The sequence below is a fragment of the Oceanobacillus sp. FSL W7-1304 genome, assembly GCF_037969805.1.
Classification (GTDB): Bacteria; Bacillota; Bacilli; order Bacillales; family Amphibacillaceae; genus Oceanobacillus; species Oceanobacillus profundus.
Genome location: NZ_CP150211.1, coordinates 3,104,701 through 3,125,647, shown reverse-complemented (window position 1 = coordinate 3,125,647; position 20,947 = coordinate 3,104,701). Strand labels below are relative to the sequence as shown.

At 39.2% G+C, this 20,947-nt stretch carries 23 protein-coding genes; 3 read left to right on the top strand and 20 right to left on the bottom strand.

Translation table 11 applies throughout. The features are described 5' to 3' along the window. Positions 1–60: 60 nt before the first annotated feature. From NYE61_RS15755 to NYE61_RS15730, 6 genes are all read right to left on the bottom strand, one after another. Positions 61–750 (bottom strand): LrgB family protein, encoded by a 690-nt coding sequence (locus NYE61_RS15755; RefSeq protein ID WP_118888425.1) that lies wholly within the window; start codon positions 748–750, stop codon positions 61–63. Then, complete coding sequence (locus NYE61_RS15750; protein WP_316246649.1) at positions 743–1,114, bottom strand: CidA/LrgA family protein; 372 nt, start codon at positions 1,112–1,114, stop codon at positions 743–745. Before NYE61_RS15750 ends, NYE61_RS15755 begins: the two co-directional genes overlap by 8 nt. Before the next feature lie 247 nt (positions 1,115–1,361). Further along, positions 1,362–2,630, bottom strand: a complete 1,269-nt coding sequence (locus NYE61_RS15745; protein ID WP_303446913.1) for a cytosine deaminase — start codon at positions 2,628–2,630, stop codon at positions 1,362–1,364. Next, on the bottom strand, positions 2,620–3,897 hold the full coding sequence (gene codB, locus NYE61_RS15740) for a cytosine permease (RefSeq protein ID WP_303446915.1): 1,278 nt from the start codon (positions 3,895–3,897) through the stop codon (positions 2,620–2,622). The genes NYE61_RS15745 and codB overlap by 11 nt, the downstream gene beginning before the upstream one ends. 310 nt (positions 3,898–4,207) lie before the next feature. After that, positions 4,208–4,654 carry an SgcJ/EcaC family oxidoreductase gene (locus NYE61_RS15735; RefSeq protein WP_303446916.1) on the bottom strand — a complete coding sequence of 149 codons (447 nt, stop codon included), beginning with the start codon at positions 4,652–4,654 and terminating at the stop codon, positions 4,208–4,210. 106 nt (positions 4,655–4,760) lie between these two features. Beyond that, entirely contained in the window at positions 4,761–5,318 is a 558-nt protein-coding gene (locus NYE61_RS15730) for a TetR/AcrR family transcriptional regulator (RefSeq protein ID WP_095314055.1), read from the bottom strand. Between the two features lie 167 nt (positions 5,319–5,485). On the opposite strand from NYE61_RS15730, the gene NYE61_RS15725 reads away from it, so the two are divergent. The 3 genes from NYE61_RS15725 (at position 5,486) to NYE61_RS15715 (ending at position 7,431) form a co-directional block, all read left to right on the top strand. Continuing rightward, on the top strand, positions 5,486–6,046 hold the full coding sequence (locus NYE61_RS15725) for an NADPH-dependent FMN reductase (protein ID WP_339315984.1): 561 nt from the start codon (positions 5,486–5,488) through the stop codon (positions 6,044–6,046). A 109-nt stretch (positions 6,047–6,155) separates the two neighbouring features. Continuing rightward, on the top strand, positions 6,156–7,109 hold the full coding sequence (locus tag NYE61_RS15720) for a DsbA family protein (protein WP_339315982.1): 954 nt from the start codon (positions 6,156–6,158) through the stop codon (positions 7,107–7,109). 16 nt (positions 7,110–7,125) lie between these two features. Further along, entirely contained in the window at positions 7,126–7,431 is a 306-nt protein-coding gene (locus NYE61_RS15715) for a monooxygenase (RefSeq protein ID WP_095314050.1), read from the top strand. Between the two features lie 148 nt (positions 7,432–7,579). On the opposite strand, the gene NYE61_RS15710 is transcribed toward NYE61_RS15715, so the two are convergent. The 14 genes from NYE61_RS15710 to NYE61_RS15645 all read right to left on the bottom strand — a co-directional run bounded on the left by NYE61_RS15710 (position 7,580) and on the right by NYE61_RS15645 (position 20,791). Further along, the gene (locus NYE61_RS15710; RefSeq protein ID WP_251660061.1) at positions 7,580–8,086 is read right to left on the bottom strand and encodes a LysM peptidoglycan-binding domain-containing protein; all 507 of its coding nucleotides are present in this window, start codon (positions 8,084–8,086) and stop codon (positions 7,580–7,582) included. 307 nt (positions 8,087–8,393) lie between these two features. After that, positions 8,394–8,870 carry a thioesterase family protein gene (locus tag NYE61_RS15705; RefSeq protein WP_095314048.1) on the bottom strand — a complete coding sequence of 159 codons (477 nt, stop codon included), beginning with the start codon at positions 8,868–8,870 and terminating at the stop codon, positions 8,394–8,396. A gap of 35 nt (positions 8,871–8,905) precedes the next feature. After that, positions 8,906–9,874: a 3-hydroxyacyl-CoA dehydrogenase NAD-binding domain-containing protein gene (locus NYE61_RS15700; RefSeq protein WP_303446917.1), complete on the bottom strand. Its 969-nt coding sequence runs from the start codon at positions 9,872–9,874 to the stop codon at positions 8,906–8,908. A 4-nt stretch (positions 9,875–9,878) separates the two neighbouring features. Continuing rightward, positions 9,879–10,772: a 3-keto-5-aminohexanoate cleavage protein gene (locus NYE61_RS15695; RefSeq protein ID WP_303446918.1), complete on the bottom strand. Its 894-nt coding sequence runs from the start codon at positions 10,770–10,772 to the stop codon at positions 9,879–9,881. Next, positions 10,769–11,320 carry a GbsR/MarR family transcriptional regulator gene (locus NYE61_RS15690; protein ID WP_303446919.1) on the bottom strand — a complete coding sequence of 184 codons (552 nt, stop codon included), beginning with the start codon at positions 11,318–11,320 and terminating at the stop codon, positions 10,769–10,771. The genes NYE61_RS15695 and NYE61_RS15690 overlap by 4 nt, the downstream gene beginning before the upstream one ends. Positions 11,321–11,459: 139 nt before the next feature. After that, positions 11,460–13,136, bottom strand: coding sequence for a CocE/NonD family hydrolase (locus NYE61_RS15685; protein WP_303446920.1), 1,677 nt, complete (start codon positions 13,134–13,136; stop codon positions 11,460–11,462). A gap of 51 nt (positions 13,137–13,187) precedes the next feature. Further along, on the bottom strand, positions 13,188–13,850 hold the full coding sequence (locus tag NYE61_RS15680) for an ABC transporter permease (RefSeq protein ID WP_095314042.1): 663 nt from the start codon (positions 13,848–13,850) through the stop codon (positions 13,188–13,190). 1 nt (position 13,851) lies between these two features. Further along, a complete protein-coding gene (locus tag NYE61_RS15675) occupies positions 13,852–14,784 on the bottom strand; it encodes an osmoprotectant ABC transporter substrate-binding protein (RefSeq protein ID WP_303446922.1) in 933 nt (310 codons plus the stop codon). Positions 14,785–14,798: 14 nt separating this feature from the next. After that, positions 14,799–15,443 carry an ABC transporter permease gene (locus tag NYE61_RS15670; RefSeq protein ID WP_303446923.1) on the bottom strand — a complete coding sequence of 215 codons (645 nt, stop codon included), beginning with the start codon at positions 15,441–15,443 and terminating at the stop codon, positions 14,799–14,801. Positions 15,444–15,456: 13 nt separating this feature from the next. Continuing rightward, a complete protein-coding gene (locus NYE61_RS15665) occupies positions 15,457–16,611 on the bottom strand; it encodes a betaine/proline/choline family ABC transporter ATP-binding protein (protein ID WP_118888414.1) in 1,155 nt (384 codons plus the stop codon). Positions 16,612–16,928: 317 nt separating this feature from the next. Continuing rightward, complete coding sequence (pstB, locus tag NYE61_RS15660) at positions 16,929–17,765, bottom strand: phosphate ABC transporter ATP-binding protein PstB (protein ID WP_303446924.1); 837 nt, start codon at positions 17,763–17,765, stop codon at positions 16,929–16,931. A 55-nt stretch (positions 17,766–17,820) separates the two neighbouring features. After that, positions 17,821–18,705 (bottom strand): phosphate ABC transporter permease PstA, encoded by an 885-nt coding sequence (gene pstA / locus NYE61_RS15655; RefSeq protein WP_095314032.1) that lies wholly within the window; start codon positions 18,703–18,705, stop codon positions 17,821–17,823. A 2-nt stretch (positions 18,706–18,707) separates the two neighbouring features. Continuing rightward, complete coding sequence (pstC, locus tag NYE61_RS15650) at positions 18,708–19,664, bottom strand: phosphate ABC transporter permease subunit PstC (protein ID WP_095314030.1); 957 nt, start codon at positions 19,662–19,664, stop codon at positions 18,708–18,710. Between the two features lie 137 nt (positions 19,665–19,801). Further along, positions 19,802–20,791, bottom strand: a complete 990-nt coding sequence (locus NYE61_RS15645) for a PstS family phosphate ABC transporter substrate-binding protein (RefSeq protein ID WP_095314029.1) — start codon at positions 20,789–20,791, stop codon at positions 19,802–19,804. Positions 20,792–20,947 lie beyond the last annotated feature (156 nt).

Below are 20,947 nucleotides of genomic sequence, written 5' to 3'. Positions count from 1 at the left end.
TTTGGAAACCCACTTCATTATTTCAAAGCAAATCCAATTTATCAAAGATTCTGTTTGTGTTTATATCATCCACTCAACTAAAATCGGCGCAATAATCGATACAATTATGGCACTTAACACCATTGCAACCGTACTGGCAGATCCTCCTAATGGTCCGTCTTCCATCGCCCGAGCTGTACCAATTGCATGGGATGCACTCCCAATTCCTACTCCTCGTCCGATGACATGATCAATTTTAAAAGCCTTAAATATAAATGGGGCTATCAGCACACCACACATTCCAGCAAGCATAACAAAAACTGCCGCAAGAGGCATCGCACCTCCCAGGGAGTCGGCAATCACAATCGAAACAGGTGTAGTCACGGATTTGGACACTAATGAATAAATAATGAATTCTTCAACTCCAAGCCATTTCGCGAGCAAAACACCAGACATAATTCCAACAACAGCACCAACAAAGGTACCCATCAGGATTGGAAAAAATAGCCGTTTAAGAAGATCACGCTGCTGATACAGCGGATAAGCTAATGCAACTACTGCCGGGCCCAGCAGCTGATTAATCCATTCGCCCCCAATCATATACGTATCATAGTCAATATGAAAAATAAGTAATATCAAAACAATAACAATAGATCCTAGAAAAATCGGCAATGTAACTGGAAGCAAAATTCTGCGATGAAGCTTCCACATAAAAAGATATACGATTAATGTTCCTATAATAGCTAACAAGCCTATTACAATATTATTCATGATGCATTTCCTTCTTTCTAACAAACCACTGGCTTACAACACCAGATATTCCCATAACAAGTGCCGTGCTTATAAGTACAATGATGATTAATAAAATTCCTTCACCTGTAAAAAGCTGCAAATAGTTCACGATACCTACTGTTGCAGGGATGAAAAACAATGTTAAATGGCTAACAAATAATCGTGTGCCATCTTCAATCCAACTCACTTTTATACTCTTTGTGTAAAGCAATATAAATAACAGAATCATTCCAATCACACTGCCAGGGATTATCAAATGAAACGTTAATTGAATCCAGTTTCCGATTAAAAAGATTCCATATAATACAGCTATATGGGTGATAATTTTTCCTAATTTCAACAATCTCAGACACTCCTATATTTAAACAATGCATCCATTATAGCAAATTTATCGAGTAATTAGTGTAGAGTTTAACTGGACGAAGTATTCTGTCAAGGTCGACGGACGCACGGACCCTATTTGTGAACTTCAGTATTTTTTCTTTAATCTTCATCGTTTACCTTGTAAACTTCAGTATTTCCATACAGCTAATCCATTATCAACGCTCAATCTGGACAACCAACAAGCCAAAAGGCATAACCGCAAACGGTTATGCCTTATTAAAGTCTACGTATTCCGTTTTATCCAAAGTGACAGTCGTCTCACTTGGTTTTGTTTCAGCAATAATGGCTCCATTCCGAATAGAATATCTCACTTTCGCTTGCTTCCAAATTGCTTCATATTCATTTTCAGCATCAAGTACGATAAAGTTAGCTGGTTTTCCGGCTTCAATGCCATACCGATCATCAATGTGTAATGTTTTCGCACTGTTTGTTGTAATCATGTCGATCGAATTAACAATTTGTTCATATCCCATCAATTGAGCGACGTGAATCCCCATATGCAATACTTGCAGCATATTTCCGGTTCCTAGTGGATACCATGGATCAAAAATATCATCATGACCAAAGCTCACATTCATGCCAGCTTCCTGTAATTCTTTTACTCTTGTCAGCCCTCTGCGTTTCGGATACGTATCAAAGCGACCTTGTAAATGAATATTTACAAGAGGGTTCGATACAAAGTTAATCCCCGACATTTTTAAAATACGAAATAACTTGGATGCATAAGCATCATTATAAGATCCCATTGCCGTTGTATGGCTTGCCGTTACACGCGATCCAAGTCCTCGTTCATATGCTTCGGTTGCAACAACCTCTACAAAGCGTGACTGTTCATCATCAATTTCGTCGCAATGAATATCGACAAGCAGGTTATATTTTTCCGCAAGGTCAAAGGCAGTTTTCATGGAGGATACACCATATTCCCGGGTAAATTCATAATGCGGGATACCACCGACAACATCTGCTCCCATCTTTAATGCTTCCTCAAGCAATTCAACTCCCTTTGGAAACGACTGAATTCCTTCCTGTGGAAAAGCAACAAGCTGCAAATCTACATATGGCGCGACTTCTTCCTTCACTTCTAGCATTGCTTGTAAAGCTGTCAGGTCTGGATCAGTAACATCAACATGTGTGCGTACATGCTGAATCCCTTGTGCAATTTGCCATTTTAATGCCGTTTTTGATCTCACTTTTACATCCTCAATTGTTAATGTTTCCTTCCGCTCGGACCAGCGCTGTATCCCCTCAAATAACGTCCCACTTTGATTCCATGCTGGCTCACCAGCAGTGAGCGTTGTATCCAAGTGAATATGCGGTTCAATAAATGGAGGAAGCACAAGCGCCCCATTTACATCCAAAGCGTTTGGGTCATCTCCACCTTCTATACCAGGAGAAACTTGATTAATTTTCCCATCCACGACTTCAATATCCCATAAACCTTCTTTTCCTCTTAGCTTTGCATTTTTAATGTTCACGAATTAATTCTCCTTTTCTTCCTTGTTCTAACCCAGATTTTGCAGCTGCTTTTTCAGCAATAACCATTCCGATTAAATAGAGCACACCCGTTCCAATAATGCCGTTAACCGGCGGAATACCGGGAAGCAAATTAGCAATCGCAACCCCGCCAATCCACGATACGATTGCGATCCAATTGACTGCTTTGAATTTCATTGTTTCAAATGCCTGATACTTTCCTTTTCTTAGGATGAAAAAATCAAACAAAATGAGTGCACCAATCGATGGCAAGGTTGAACCTAATATCGTTAAAAAGCCAACAAAGTTATTAAACAACCACATTGCAGCTGCTGTACCAAGCACACCATTAACAATAACAAGCTTCCCTTTAGCAATCTTTGTGATATTCGAAAAGCCCAATCCAGATGCATATAACGCATTATCATTCGTTGTCCAGATGTTCAGCCCGAGCACGATAATAGCCGGAAGCATCAGCCCTTGCATAAACATTACTTCCGAAATATCAGCTAAACCAAACGCAAACATCCCAATTGCTCCAAACAAAAACATAAACGAGTTACCGATAAAGAATGCAACAACGGTAGTCGATACCGCTGTACGCTTTGTTTTGGAGAAACGGGCGAAATCTGGTGTAAGTGTTCCTGCACTAACGAAGGAACCGATACATATCGTCAATGCAGTCGCTAATCCCATCGCTTCTGCCGGTTGATAGCCCATTAGCGCCTCAATTCCCCCCGCAGCATTTGTTGCATTTAGCGCAGAATACCCACCAAGAAGTGCGATGGAAGGCACAGCGATAAAGCTTAGAACGGTTAAAGCTTTGATTCCAATGAAAGCCGTCGCTGTCATCAATAGTCCTGAAACAATTATCAATACATACATATTAATACCAGTTGCTGCATGAACCGGCACAGAAAACATTGCCACACCGACACCGAACCAGCCCACTTGTGTTATCCCCAATAAAAACGATGATAAATAAGAGCCTTTCTCACCAAAAGCATATCGTGCAAGCAAATGTGTAGATAAACCTGTTTTCGCCGCAATAAAAGCAAGTGCCCCCGTATAGATTCCAAGCAATAAATTACCAGCTATAACAATCCAAATAAACTCCGTGAATGTTAGCCCTGTTCCTAGTTGTCCACCTGAAAGCATACTTGCTGAGAAAAATGTTAACCCCATCATAAGCATGAACATTTTCCAGAAACCATTCCGATTTGCCTGTGGTACAGGCTGTAATGAAAACTCTTTATCTACCTTTTGCATGTTAATTCCTCCTCGAATTTTTCCTGGTACCGAGGAAGGTGTTTTAGAACACACGAGTTGGAAAAAAAGAAAGGCTTCCTGCCATTTCTGACAAGAAGCCTTTTTTATAAGCCTATAGCTAAGAGGGTATACACGTACACCTCTTTCTCTATGCTTATTTTCCGCTATCCTTGTCAGCCTCTCTGGACTGAATTAAAGGTACCAGTATTTAGTTGGATTTATTATTACAGAAAAGCGGGGTTTTGTCAACAATCCTTTCGGGGTCTTTCACCCCCAGTTGGCCGACACTCCCTTTTCAATTTATCAAAAACTAAAGTAACTCCCTTAGCTCCTCAGTCATTTGGTCAACTAATTCAGGTCTTCCATGAAACGCGGCAGGAGTATTTTGAAACAGTTCAATTTGCCAATGATCGTTTATTTTCACTGCAACAAGCGTCTGATGGGCATTTACATCAGATTCAATATCTGTTTTCCCCGGTGGGATCATCCCTGCAATCGCGTGTAGTATTGCTGCATCTTTTCCTAAAGGTCGGATGGATTTAATTTTTGTTACAAATGGAGCAGTAGGATGATCTTCAAATATTGGTTTAACATGGGATAAGATTTCTGCTTTTCCAACTACCTTACTACCGTCAAACCCAATTTGTACTCCCTGTTCAGCAAACAGCCCAGCCATCTCCTCGGCGTCACGGTTATTCCACGCATCAATTAATTTTTGATAAATTTCTTGTATTTCATCATGAAATGTATCGTTCATATCCATATCTCCTTGCTGTGCGATTTTTTCATTAAACAGTTAACCAATAACCTTAACCCTTTATAAAAAGGAACGCAAAGCTCTAAATGCTTATAATTTGTCAGAACTAAAAATTAGCACCAGAAATAATAAAAGGAATTGCTAATTTAATAAATTCCTCTGGAGTCATACCTTTATCATCTCTTCTCCATTCTACAGAAGCTCCGTATATTCCCCAGCTTAATATAACAGCGGTAATTCTTAAAGCATCGTCCGCTTCTTTGTTGCGTTGATTTAACAGCATTTTGTAAAAAACAACTTCAAGCTGCTCCCTGATAATTCGAGCAATGGTGTCCTCGTAACCTCTATGACAACGATTGGATAATGACTTCTGGAAATTCGTAATCGCTAAGAAAATCTTAACAAGCGACTCTTCATTTAGCTCGTTATCTTGAAAGTAATCACAATCCAAATTCACTAACAATACTTCTGATAACACCTTTTCCAGTAAATCGTATATATCTTCAAAATGATAATAGAATGTGGCGCGATTTATCATCGCTTCAGCTGTAATATCCTTCACAGTGATGTCCTTAAATTCCTTCTTACCTGAAAGTTCCATAAAAGCATCCATTATTAATTTACGGGTACGTAAAATTCGGGGATCCGTTTTTGTATTCGTCATTGATCTCCCTCCCACTTTTTAAACAAATTGTTCAATGTGTCGGATATCCAACACATACACCAAACTATTGGTGTTGCTAATTTTTATTATGGCTTAAAATTCAATTATAAAGCAACTATAATGCGTCGTTAAAAGGCGTTTCATAAAGATTTCTAGGAGGAGTTAACATGCTTAAAATTGGAATTATTACTGGAAGTACAAGAGATTCACGAGTAAATTTGCAGGTTGCAGAATGGGTGAAATCTATCGCAGACATGCGAACAGATGCAACGTTTGAGATGGTTGATATTAAAGATTACAACCTGCCACAATTTAATGAGCCGATTCCGGCAATTATGTCACAGGATTACCAAGCACCAGAAGCGAAAGCATGGTCTGAGAAAATTAATGAGCTTGACGGATTTGTTTTTGTCACTCCTGAATACAACAAAGCGATTACTTCTGGATTAAAGGATGCTATCGATTATTTATATGTGGAGTGGAACAATAAAGCCGCTGGAATCGTAAGCTACGGTTCAACACTTGGAGTTACAGCAGCAAACAATCTAAGACTAATTTTAACAGTACCAAAAGTGGCTGCGGTTGGAACGCAGCCAGCATTAAGTCTTTTCACGGATTTTGAAGAAATGAGAACCTTTAAACCAGCACCGTTTCATGAAGAAACCGTTCAAACTATGTTGAATGAGGTCGTGGCTTGGTCTACTGGATTGAAGACAATTAGAAACTAAGAACAAAAGCGGAAGCGCCCGGTTAGCGACGTACGGACTGCGCCCCGAACTTTGGGGTGGGCAAGAGTGCGGGAAAAGAGCATAGCTTCTTTTTCCTCGCTTATCCTACATGAATAGAAATGAGGGAAATAAATTGAATAACAATAAAAATATGATTTGTGACTTGGAAACAGGTGTATGTGGAGTAGCTGAAGATGAGGAAATGGAAGTTATTGATTTTAATAAGCCGAAAAAGTCAATTAACCTTTATTATGTAACAGATCCCATTTGCTCGCACTGCTGGGCAATTGAACCGGTTCTCCGTCGTTTTATCGAGCAATATGGTGATTATTTTAACGTTCATACGGTTATGGGTGGCTTACTGGAAAAATGGCATGATGGGCCAATCGATCCTGCAAACGGAATTTTTAAACCAGCCGATGTTGCAGGTCACTGGAGAGAAGTTGGTGAACATTCCAGAATGCCAATTGATGGGAGTCTAATGATTGATAATCCAGTTCAGTCCTCTTTCCCACCTTCACGAGTATTTAAGGTGATTCAAAAAAATCATAATGCGGAACTCGCATTTGAATATTTACGCCGTGCCCGAGAAGCACTTTTCGCATTCAACCAAAATATTTCAGATAAATCCGTTATGATTGAAACCGTAAATAAACTTGGTCTTGATGGGGAATACATTGTAAAGGAAGCTGAACAACCAATCGGACAACAATTATTGGATGAAGACTTCGATTTGACGAGAAGTTTAGGCGCTCGAGGGTTCCCTACAATTATCATGATCAATGAAGAAAACAAAGGTGTGAAAATTGTTGGAGGACGTCCATTTGAATACTATATTGATGGCTTAAAACAGATTCTAAATACAGAAGAACTGCAACCAAAACAACAACCATCGCTTTCTAGCTTGCTTGAAAAAGAAAAGCTTTTATTCTCCAAAGAAATTGAAGTCATGTACGATGTGGAGCAATCTGACCTTAACGCTTTTATTGAAAAAGAGCTTAAGCCTGATCAATATCAAAAGCAGGAAATTCTAGGAGAGTACTACTTTACAACAACAAAGTAAACAAAGGAGAATAACCATGGCATATGTATTGCAAGTCGATTTTAACATGAATGGACCATTTGGGGAAGAAATGGCAGAAGCATTTTCAGATTTAGCAATAAGCATCAATGAAGAAGCTGGCTTCCTATGGAAAATCTGGACAGAGCGACCCGAAGCAAATGAAGCAGGAGGAATTTATGTTTTTGAAACAAAGGAAACAGCTGAAAGCTATCTGAATATGCATACAAAACGTTTAGCCAGCTTTGGCATCAAAAATGTTAATGCCAAAATTTTTGCAATCAATTCCAAGCTTACTGCGATTACGAAGGGGCCGGTAAGCTAAACCATAGACCTGAATAAAAATTCTTTCAAATCAATACACCACATGAAAAATCTCTAAGTTGAATTTCATGTGGTGTATTTTTTATAGTTTTTAAATTAAATTGTACAACAAAGTATGCTTTCCGATAAAATATGATATTCGCGGTATTTTAATATGGCCACACTTTGACCTGCAGCTGCTGCACCCCAAATTCTAATGCCTCATCTAAGTCTTCTATATAAACATCTAGCTTACCATTCGTTATTGCACTGCCACGGTCCTGACATACATACGTTTCATCCAATTCTGGAATATGTATTTTTGTTCCAAACGGAAGAGCCTGAGGGCACGCAATTGTATTTCCCTCTTCAACCATTGCCCCAGATGCTGTTATACCATAAGCTGGGTCATCTGGTTCTTTTCCAGTAGACTCATAGCCAGCCGTGTAAGCTGTAACGGTAAAAGGAAGCCCATTCTCATCTGGTATGTTAATCGCTTGCCCTGGCTGAACATGTTCAGGGTCCGTGATAGCAGCGTTTGCAGCAACTAACGTATCAAAATCTACTTGATAGTTTTGGGCAATCCGATACAAATTATCCCCTGACTTTACTTTGTAAACTTTCTCGGCAGAAGCTGCTTGCGAAAATAATCCAACTCCAATCATAAAAACTAGCATCGATATAATATATTTGATGATAAAACACCTCCATTAATATATATACTAGCTACCCTATTTTTGAATTTCAAAACCTAAAATACAAATAAAACTTAAAAATAAATTAAATTCTGACAAATATCCCTGCACTGTTTTAGAGTAACTTCAAATCTACTTTTCTAGTTTTTATTACGCCAATACGCTTCAAAAGAATAATTTAATTTTTACAAGAGGACTGCTTTATAACAACTATAAACGTGCCATGTTTACTTCCTAATGAATTAAAAATGGCTCCCCACCCAAATAGGAAGCCATTTTTTTAATATGTTCATTTCTTTTTTCTAATTCCAATAACACGCCCAACTTCTTTTGGGTTTTCTGCAGGTTTATGTTTAGTTGCAAGTTCTTCTATATGGTTAAAAATTTCTTCCGGAAACGGTGATGCTTTCCCCTCTTCCTGGTTAATTCCCATTAGCAATTGTTCACTCGTTGCAGCCCGTTTTCCATTTTCACCATACAGTTCAAAGAAAAGATGGATTCGTTTGATATCATAATCAATCACGTTTATAAAGACTTCAAACGATTCACCTAGCTTCATTTCATCTAGATAGCAAACGTGATTTTCCATTGTATAAATCGTATATTTGCTCTTCGCTAAGAAATCCTCGGTCATCCCAATAACGTTCATAAATTGATCGACACCCCGGCTGAATGCTCGAACATACTCCGCATCATTCATATGTCCATTATAGTCAATCCACGCCTCGGGTACTTTATCCTGAATCAATAATTTCGCTTTATTCAAGCGTCCTTACCTCCTTTTAATCGTTCGAATGCCACCTACAATTTTCCTGATAACATTGATCCTGGCCAGTATTTTTCCAATAGCTGCTGGAGTTCAATTAAAAATTGATCTCTGCGATCTTCCAATTTATCCATTTCAACACCAGCCGTTTGTGTTTCACACCCTGTAATGACTTTGTCAGCTAATTCCTCTGTTAATTCTGGTGCTTCTAATTTCGTCCATGGTAATTTCAATGCCGGTCCGAATTGCTCCAATAAGTGACGCATTCCTTCTTTTCCACCGCCCATATGCAGTGTCATGAATGGTCCCATTAATGCCCACCTAAGTCCTGGTCCATATATAATGGAGGCGTCTACTTCATCTGTACTCGCTACCCCATCATTCACAATGTGAAGGGACTCGCGCCAGATTGCTTCCATTAAACGGTCCGCAATGTGTCCTTCTATTTCCTTACGAACAACAAGAGGCTTCATCTTTAAGGAATCATAGAAACTTCTTGCCTTCTCAATTGTATTTACATCCGTCTTTTCTCCGCCAACAAGTTCAACAAGTGGCATTAGGTAGACCGGGTTAAAGGGATGAGCGACAATGACACGCTCTGGATGGTTGTGACAATCCGCCTGTAATATGCTTGGTAATATTCCGGATGTGCTGGAGGCGATGATTGCTTCCTTCTTCGCATACGTATCAATATCAGCAATGACTTTTCGTTTTAAATCCTCACGCTCTGGAACATTTTCCTGTACAAAGTCCGCATCTTTTAGTGCCTCTTCTAAATTCGAATGAAAGCTCAGCTTATCCGTTGAAGCATCTTTATGCAGTCCCATTTTCTCCATCCACGGCCATGCCCGCTCAACGGCAGCACGTGTTTTTTCTTCCGTCTTCGGATCTGGATCAAAAGCAGTTACATGGTAACCATTTGCTAAAAAGCGCGTAATCCACCCATTGCCAATTACGCCTGTACCGACAACCGTGATTTTTTGGATTGATCTATCATTTGTCATACAGCTAGGCTTCCTTTCCATATGGGTTCAGTAAATTGAGATGTTTTCGTGCTTCAGCTGGAGTCATCACATCGGAACCAAAGGACTGGACTATCTCAACAGCTTTATCAACAAGCTGTTCATTTGTTGCAAGCTGACCTTTCTTCAAATACAGGTTGTCTTCCAGACCTACACGAATATTCCCGCCTTGACGGATAGACTCTTCAACAATCGGCATTTGCATTCGGCCAATTCCAAAAGCTGCCCATTTCGCATTTTCTGGAATTCGACTTTTCATATATGCCATGGTTTCTGCATCTGCTGCCGCCCCCCACGGAATACCGAGACAGAACTGGAATATTGGATCTCCTTCAACTAAGCCTTCTTCAATTAATTGATTGGCAAAACGAACATGTCCTGTATCAAAACATTCTAATTCGGCTTTGACACCACTTTCTTTGACGAGTTTCGCCTGTTTCCTTAACCAATCAGTTGGACTGATGTATAACATATCACCAAAGTTAATACTGCCACAGTCAAGGGTGCACATTTCCGGCAAGAGTCTTCCTATCGGCTCATGACGTTCTTCAGGGGTTTGAATATCCGTTCCTTCTCCGCCTCTTGTAGGGTCTTCATCACTTGGGATCCAATCTCCACCTCCACCTGAGGTAAGGTTAATAATGACATCTGTCTCTGATGCACGAATTCGTTCGACAACTTCCTGAAATAGATTGACATCATGACTTAATTTTCCTGTTTTCGGATCACGCACATGTATATGCGCAATGGTAGCTCCTGCTTTCGCCGCTTTAATTGCCGAATCTGCAATCTCTTTTGGCGTTACTGGTACATGGGCACTTTTTGTAGTCGTATCTCCTGCTCCTGTTACCGCACACGATAATATTACTTTTTTATTCACGCTTCATTCCCCCGTTCTTTTTTTGGCACATGTTTAAAGATTTCTCCGCTTTCAAAGAACTCCGTTACACGGTGAATCCAATCATAGTAATCCATCCATTCCTTCATTTCTTTTAGAAGTTCATTCAGGGCCAGTTCATCTTCTTTCGTCAATCCTGAAGTTGCTTGTAATTGATTCATTTGTTTCATCATTCTTTGTTCAAAAGAACTGCTGCGTTGAATAGCCCTTTTCCATGTAGAGGTAAACAGAAGAATGAATGTTTGATAATAATCCTCTTCCACCCGAAATAAATCTTTCCGAACTCCTTTTTTAAAGACGCGTTCCGCAATATTTAAATCAATCATTTCCCGGACTACCTGACTCATCCGTGTTTTACTCATCCCTGTTTCTTCTGATAGCTCATCAAGTGTCATTGGTTCCCTGTTCATGTATATAATTCCAAGCACACGTCCAATACTTGTGGAAACACCGAATGCATTCATATTGTCCGTTATTTTTTCAATGAATTGTGTTTTTACATCATCAATCCGTTCGTCATCATTCCTCAATGTCCTCACCCTTTTATGGCTTATTTCCATTTTAAAAAATTGAAAACCTGGCATTCGCTTCGTCTTTGATAGAATGTCATCGTTGCATTTATGCTTAGGTAAGTTTTATACTTTCTTAACTGCCAAGAAAAGGATTTTATTACCTTGTCATTGGCAAGACCAATTTTGATGCTTTGTCTCCACCTTGATAAATATATTCCACTGCAGATTTCCCTTCAGTGTGTGTCTTTGTTGTTGTTCCGTTATTTAAGTTAATATCATATAGTGGCGCATTGCTTGCTGCTATATCCAGACGTATGCGATGGCCTTTTTTCAAGGTATACGCGGTGGAACCTATTTCAACTTCCAAACTAACTGGATGATTCTCTTTTTCTACCTTTTTTCTATGAAATGAATCGATGATATTATACGAACGTCCTTGGCTATCAACTTCTGACAGCCTTAGGGATATATCCAAAAGCTCAGATGGAGAAGATGCCCAAATACTCGCTTTAATTGAACCTAGCAATGGAAGATCTTCCTCAAGCTCCATACTCGTATAGACAAGAACATCTTCTCGATCTTGTATATCGCTCATATCAAACATCCCGGACGCGTGTCCCGCAATAAGCGTCCCCCCACCACGAGTAGGAACTGGGTGATTCGGGTCTAGTTTTAAAGCACTTTTGGTTTCCGTAGTGTCAGGTTGATACGTTAGCTTTCCATCTCCATTTCGGCTTTGTGACATCCCTTGACTCTGCAGGTATACTTCCCTTGACTTTACACCAGTTTGAATCGGCCATTCCTCAAAGGTTTCCCAACGATCCTGTCCCATCAAATAAAGGTGGACAGGTTTCTCGAAAGGCATTGGCTTCTCCTTCAACCATTTATCAAACCATTTAATATGGATTTCTGTAGGATCTAATGATTTGTCAACGCCTATACTAGATGCTGCATGGTTAAAAAAACGCTCCCCACATCGACCTGTCATTTCTTCATGCGTCCACGGACCAATCCAGAGCATTTTTTTCCCCTTATAAGTTTGATAGGCTTCTAATGTTGGTGCCAATAATCCGTCAAACCAGCCGCCAATGAATAATGCTGGAATATCCACTTCACTTAGTATTCCCTTTAGATTTACATGATCTTTAAATGTTTTGGCTAGTCTCCCCTGCATAAAATCAAAATAATACGAGCCCGGATCAAGGTCTTTGATTGGCTTCCATTCATCAGCAGGAGCATCAACTAACCACTCTGCCATATTCTCAAAATAATAATGAAATTTCCTCTTGTCAAAGTTCCCTTCCCTTTTCAGCTGATCCTCTAACATAGATCCTAAAACCCATGTTTCCAGTTTAGCTACTGGATGAGGTTCTCCTTCGCTTCCCAGAAAGCTTCCCATAAGATCTGCTCCCGTCATCACTGGAGCAATCGCCTTTAAGGAAGGTGGCCTTTCTACTGCTGCTGCAAACTGGGTATAGCCATGATAAGACATACCAAACAGTCCAACTTTTCCGTTTGAATATGGAAGCTTTGACGCCCATTCTACTGCCTCATATCCATCACGTCTCTCATGTATGAATGGAAAAAAATCGCCTTCTGAGGCAAATCTCCCTCTTACGTCCTGAAGGATAACTACATAGCCTGCTTGCACCATCCGAGGCACTTCCAAATATTCGTCATAGTAACGTGGTGTTTCTTTATCATATGGCAACCGAATCATTAACACCGGATAGCTTTCTTCATCATCCGGACGATACACATCAGACCGAAGAACTGTTCCATCAGCTAATGAACACGGAACATTTTTTTCAACTCTAATTCCGATTTCTCCCAAGACAATCACCTCTAATGATAGATTAAGAAGCAAACTCTATTTTTTTACCTTTTATGCTGCGCTCGATTTTGAAGACTTTATTGGTTGAAGTTTCCGTTCAATCCAACCCATAATTAAATCAGCAATAATGGCCATCAATGCTGTAGGAATTGCACCAGCTAGAATAATAGCTGTTCCATCCGTTGCATTCGTTCCCGTTAGGATGATGGACCCTAAGCCTCCTGCTCCGACAAACGCACCAATTGCAGCAATTCCAATCCCAATAACAAGCGCTGTCCGTAACCCTGCCATAATAACACTAATTGCAAGAGGAAGCTCGACCATTCGTAATAGTTGAAACCGAGTCATCCCAGAAGCAAAGCCTGCTTCAATAACCGTTTTATCAACATCCTTCATCCCGACATAGGTGTTTTGCACAATCGGCAGTATTGAATACAGCATTAATGTAACAATTACCGTATTGGTGCCAAGTCCCATGACAATCATAATGACAGCCATCGCCCCTAAGGCAGGAATCGTTTGAATAATACTTCCAAGTGCCAGTACCCAGCTACTCAATTTCCCGTACTTTGCAATAAGGATACCTAAAGGAATCGAAATAATTGCGGCAAATAGAACACCATACGCTGCCATTAGAAAATGTCTGTAAAACTGCACCCATATATACCCACCATTTTGGGTCACATATTGCACCAATTGTTCCAATGTATTCATATTACTTCTCCCCTTTCTCCATATCCTCAAAGAAGTTATTGGCTTCTAGAAATTCCATGGCAACTTTTTGCGGACTCATTAGTTGAACATCCGCTTTATAATTTAATTCCTGCATCGTTTCTGTAGAAATTTGTCCATGCAAACGTTCTGTAATTGCTGCAATCTCTGGGTAATTCTCCAAAATCTCATTATCAATTACGGCAGAAGCATCATATGGCGGGAAGAATCGCAGATCATCCTCAAGAACTTTTAAATCAAATTCCTTAATTCTCCCGTCTGAAGAATAAGCCAGCACAACATCCATATGACCAGTAGCTGCCGCCTGATACACAAGACCAATATTCATTGGGAAAACATGACCAAACGAAAAATAGGTTTCCTGAAACCCATCATATCCATCCCCTTTGCGATTGACCCATGCATTATCTACGCCAAAACGCAGGTCATCCGCGAAAGGTTCGAGATCAGAAATGGTTTCAATGTTATGTTCCTCGGCAAATTCTGTTGTCACAGCAACAGAATAGCTGTTTTCAAAACCATAAGGCGCTGCCCATGTTTCATTAAATTGGTCCTGGAATTCCTTTGTTACAATGTCCAGCGCTTTCTCTGGATCGGTAATCGGGTCCATGCCAAGTGCGCCAGATAGGTCTGTTCCCGTATAACGTGTACTTGTTATATCAAGGTCGCCTCTTAACATCCCTTGGTGTTGAACAATCGATGATCCAAGATGTGTCACAAGTTCGGTACTGGCATCTGTTTCCCGTTCAATCATAATCGATAACAGTTCAGCTAAAATTTGTGATTCAGATGTACCTAGGGCACCTATTTTTATCGTCTCTTTTGTCGTACTTGCAAGGCCTGGCAAGGAACAGCCTGCAAGCACCACAAGCAAAAGCAAAACCATACTTCCTTTAAGTAATGTTTTTTTCAACATGTTCACCTCCAAGCTTATACTGTTTCATACGAATCCTTCAGCCCCTCTGGCGTCATTCGATTTTCTAAATAGGCCAGCAAGCGATCTGCAATTAAAGCAAGAATAGTCGCTGGTACTGTACCTGCAATAATTAAAGAAGGCTGATAAAGGTTTAAGCCATCAAAGATAAAGTCGCCAAGACCGCCACCACCGATAAATGCTGCCAATGTTGCCCAACCGATCAAATAAACCGTTGATAGACGAACACCAGCCATAATTACTGGAAGTGCCATTGGAAATTCTACTTTTATAATCGATTGCAAAGCACTCATTCCCATGCCCTTCCCAGCTTCAACAACCCCAGGATTAACATCCCGAATACCGATGTACGTATTACGTAAAATTGGTAGTAACGAATAGAAAAACAATGCAATAATGGCAGGTAGTTTTCCAACACCTAAAATCGGTATAAAAAATGCAAGGATCGCAAGACTTGGAATGGTTTGCAGAATACCAACAAACGAAATAAATCGATCAGCGAAGTTTGGTGCTCTAGAAAGCAGGATCCCAAGGGGTATCGCAACTAACACTCCAAGTAAGATGGCTGCAACAGAAATATACAAATGTTCCCATGTTTTAATTATTAGTTCATTCCCATGTGTAGCAAAAAAATCCATCATCTACTCCAACCTCCTACTCTGCATGTGCTACGATTTCTTCAAATTCTGTTCCATCGCCCCAAATCGTGTCATAAACAAGGGTTGCAAGTGTTGCGCGTGTGACAATTCCCACTAAACGGTGACCTTCGTCCACAATAGGAACATACTGTGCTCCTCGTCTGAGTATCTTGTGAATTGCATCACGTAATAGACTGTCCTGAGATACAGAATAAATGTCCGTTTCCATTACTTCCTCCACAGTACTTGCCTTTTTGTAATTGTTGTTAATGGATTCAATATCTAAAAATCCTCTTAAAACATTATCTGAATCCGTAATAAGGAGGGAATCAACTCGTTCATCTCGCATTTTTGTAATGGCGGCTTTTAAAGTGGTACCGATTTTTACGGTAATTGGAGTACTGTTCATAATTTGCCCGACCGTCGTAACATCAGGCCGACCTTGAATTAAACGATCTTTTCCAAGGAATTCTTCCACAAATTCATTTGCTGGATTTCTGAGAATCTCCTCTGGTGTATCAACCTGAACAATCTCTCCATCTTTCATAATGACAATCCGATCGCCAAGCTTTAATGCCTCGTCCATATCATGTGTGACAAAAACAATGGTTTTATTTAATTCTCTTTGCAACTTTTTAAATTCTTCTTGTAAGGCATCCCTTGTAATCGGATCAAGCGCTCCAAACGGCTCATCCATTAATATCAATGGGGGATTCGCAGCAAGCGCACGTAATACACCAATTCGCTGTTGTTGCCCTCCACTTAATTCATGTGGATATTTATCAAGATATTCTTCAGGTAAATTTACTAGCTTGATTAGCTCACGTGCACGTTCATCTTTTTTCTCTTTTCTCCATTTGAGTAAAGTACCTACAAGCACAATATTTTCTCTAATTGTCATATGTGGCATCAATCCAATTTGCTGAATCACATACCCTATGGACCTACGCAGTTCGACAGGGTCTTGCTCCTTTATATTTTTACCATCAACCAAAATGGCCCCTTCCGTTACGTCAATTAAACGGTTTACCATTTTCATTGTTGTGGTTTTACCACAGCCGCTTGGACCGATAAAACAAACAAATTCGCCCTTTTCAATTGTTAAATTCAAATTGTTAACAGCTGGCTTACCATTACCATATCGCTTTGTAACATCATGAAACTCTAACATTTTTTAAAGCACCTCCGTGTTGAATACTATATAAGTATAGGGAAATAAAGAAATAATAGAAAACAGCATATAAGTCCATACAGAACGAAAAATCTATACAATTTTTATTTTACAAAGTTTATAAAGCGACTATCTTAATAATTCTCCGTATTTCTAGCTATTGCGTTTGTTTACTATTTTTTAAATATTTTGTTATCTTTAAATATAGCAGGATACAATCGAATTAAAGTAAAAAAAGCCTCCTATTGATGTTCAAATATACCTCGAACAATCAGGAGACTTTTCTATATTTAAAAAATAATTCAATCAAAAACAGCTTATCCAAATCTTCCAGAGATATAGTCTTCCGTTCTGCTATCTGCCGGATTTGTGAAAATCGTATTTGTTTCGTCGAATTCAATAACCTCTCCATTAAGGAAGAATGCCGTTTTATCCGAAATACGTGCTGCTTGCTGCATATTATGGGTAACAATAATAATTGAGTATTCTTTTTTAAGCTCTTGTACCAATTCTTCAATTCGTAACGTTGACTTTGGATCAAGTGCTGACGTAGGCTCGTCCATTAAAATAACTTCTGGTTCGATTGCTAAACAACGCGCGATACATAAACGTTGCTGCTGACCACCTGATAGACCGTATGCATTTTCATTGAGACGATCCTTTACTTCGTCCCAAATATACGCTCCGCGTAGACTGCGCTCAACAATTTCATCCAACACTTTTTTATTACGAATCCCGTGAATTTTAGGTCCATAAACGATGTTTTCATAAATTGATTTCGGGAAAGGATTTGGCTTTTGGAATACCATTCCTACCTTTGTTCTCAAATCCTCTACTTTAAACGAACGTTCAAGGATATTTTTCCCTTTATACGTTATCTCTCCTGTCGTCCGCACACCTGGAACAAGCTCAACCATCCGGTTTAACGTTTTAATGTAGGTTGATTTCCCACAACCAGATGGTCCAATAATCGCTGTTACTTCCTTTTCACGGAAAGATAAATTAACATCTTTTAATGCGTGTGTATCGGTATACCAAAGGTTTAATTCCTTTGTATCATAAACCACTTTACCTTCGGATTCAGGCTCTTTAGAAGCAACTGCTTCTGGATTAATTTTAACCGGTCTTTTACTTTTCACTGATGATGGACTCATCATTTTCAACTCCTTTAAATCTAGGTTAAGCGTGTCATATCAAATAAAATAACCGTTAATATCGTTGTTGGAACTTATTTCGAATGAAAATAGCTACCGAATTTAATATGAACAATAATACCAATAGAACGATAATAGTTGCTGCAGCTAAATAGGCATATTCCTTAACCAATGAAGAATCAAGCGTCCAATAATAAATTTGCATTGGTAATGCTGTAAATGTATCAAACACACCTTCTGGGAATGGGAGAAGAAATGCCGGAATTCCTAATACAGTTAATGGTGCTGTTTCTCCAATTGCACGGGATAGTGACAAAATAGCACCAGTAAGGATACTTGGTATAGAAGCAGGCAATATGACATTTTTAATGGTTTGCCACTTTGTTGCTCCCATTCCATAAGATGCTTCTGCTAAATACTTCGGTACTGCACGAATTGCCTCCTGTGAAGAAACAATCAAAATTGGTAAAACCAGTAGGGATAACGTAAGACCACCAGCTAACACTGCATTTCCTAAGCCCATAGCTCTTGAAAAAATCGTTAATCCCAGTAGACCATACACAATAGACGGTACCCCAGCTAAGTTTGAAATATTCGTCTGAATAAAGGATTGAATCCTTCCTTTTTTTGCATAGAGTTCTAGATAAATTGCAGAGCCAACACCGATGATTAATGTAACTGGTATGACGACAATCATTAGCCATACTGTCCCAAGAATGGCACCCATAATTCCTGCACGATCAGCACTTGTTGATAGTCTTCCTGTGATAAAATCCCAATCCAACCAGGCTGCACCTTGTGTAATGACTCGTACGAGTAAAATAGCTAATACAGCAAGACCGAATAATGTCGCTAGTAAAAAGACTATTTTTAAAAGATTATTCTTCTGAATACGTGCATGCATTCTTTTTTCCATTTTCTTTGTATTTACTTGGTTCATTTTTAATATTCCTCCCTAAACTTACGAGAGACATATCTTGCAAGTAGATTCATGATAAGCGTAAAAACAAACAGCGTTAATGCAACAGCGTATAAGCTGTAATATATAGTCGTTCCAGCAGCCGCTTCACCACCAGAAACTTCAACAATATATGCAGTCATCGTCTGCATAGATTGAGTAATGTCAAAAGTAAAGTTTTTGGAGCTACCACTCGCAATGGTTACGATCATCGTTTCACCAATTGCACGTGATATTCCAAGCACAAAGGATGCAATAATTCCAGAAAATGCAGCCGGAATTACTACTTTAAATGTTGTTTCAAGTTTTGTAGCCCCCATGGCTAAAGAACCTTCACGCATCGCATTAGGGACAGAAGTCATTGCATCTTCTGATAAGGATGCAATCATTGGTATAATCATAATCCCCATCACAATTCCTGGACTAAGGATATTTGTTGCTCCTACTTCGGGAAAAATCGAACGAATGATTGGTGTTACAAAGGTAAACGCAAAAAAACCGTACACAATAGTTGGAATACCAGCAAGAACTTCTAGTAAAGGTTTTAATATTCTACGTACTTTATCTGATGCATACTCACTTAAATAAACAGCTGACATAATACCAATTGGACCAGCTACAAGCATCGCAATTAGTGATGAAATAATCGTCCCATTTATAAGTGGCAGCACACCGAATTCAGGATTTTGACTAAGTGGCTTGAGTACAGTTCCAGTGAAAAATTCCCAGATTGGAACAATTTTAAAAAACTCAATTGCCTCGGATAATAGAGTATAAATAATTCCAATAGTAGTTAGAATTGAAATGCTAGCTATAATAAATAAAATCGTTGGAATTAATTTTTCTGTTATATTAGAGATACTTCTCGAACTTCTTTTTTCTTCAATCATTTCTCTAACATTCACAGCGTTCTGTTTATGATTACCGCTGTTTGTCGGCATTACCTCGTGCACTCCTTCCAGCGCTTACGCTTATAGCTCACAATAAGATGAGAGCTTGATTCTGCCCTCATCTTATTTAGAGTCATATGTCAAATTTTGATATAGGTGTTTTGCTTAAAATAGTGCCTCTATCGCGTTTATTGTAGCGCTTCTAAAGCTTCTAATTGTGATTGGATCTCATCTTCTGGAAGTGGAGCGAATCCTGTTTCACCAGCAAAATCATTTGTGCTTTCCAATACATAACGTGCATAATCTGCTACTTGTGGTTTTTCTGCTGCCATGTTCGGATTTAAATATGTGAATACTGGACGTGTGTAATCAGCATATGGACCACTCTCACCGATTGTGTCAAGAGATGGTGTTACTGCACCTTCGCCAAAGTCGATTCCAACTGCTTGTAAACTATCTTGGTTGCTAGCATAGTATCCAAATCCAAAGAATCCAATTGCATTTGTATCTTCAGAAACTAATGTAACTAGTGTTGAATAATCTTGTTGAAGATCAATGTCACCTACTAGATCTTGTTCCTCAAGAATGCTTTCATAAAAGAATTCATATGTTCCATGGTTTTCATTTGGTCCATACGTGTTAATTTTCTCATCTGGCCAATCTGAATTAATATCAGACCAGTTTGTATATTCTCCAAGGAAAATACCTTGTACTTCCTCAGCAGTTAATTCAGTTGCAAAATCATTATCTGGGTGTACAACAATTGTTAATCCGTCTAATGCAAGTTTCATTTCGAATGGTTCAAAACCAAGCTCTTCTGCTTTCGCTTGCTCTTCTTCTTTAATTAGACGGGAAGCATCGTTGAAATCTGTTCCGTTTTCTGCTAAAAATCTATCAAATCCAGCACCTGTACCGGCACGACTAACTTCAACAGATACGCCTTGCTGTTCATTTACCATATATTCTTCAGCAATTCTTTGCATTAATGGATAAACTGTTCCAGAACCATCAATTACTACACTGCCTTCTAATTCAGCTGCATCATCAGATCCTTCTGTTTCTCCTGAAGAGTTATCTGTTTCTTCTGTGTTACCTTCATCTGTTTCTCCTCCACAAGCTACAAGCACAACTGCTAATGCTGCAACAAGTAGAAACATTAGGTACTTTTTGAACTTCATAGTAAAATTGTCCTCCCCTGAATGAATGCTTTATTTTTGTGAGGCTTTTTGCCCTCAGTTGCTAGTATAAGGTGTGAATGTTAAGGAAGTATGAGCCAAATGTAAAGGTTATGTAAATTTAAAGATATTGTCGTAAAGCATATTTGGAATAGACAT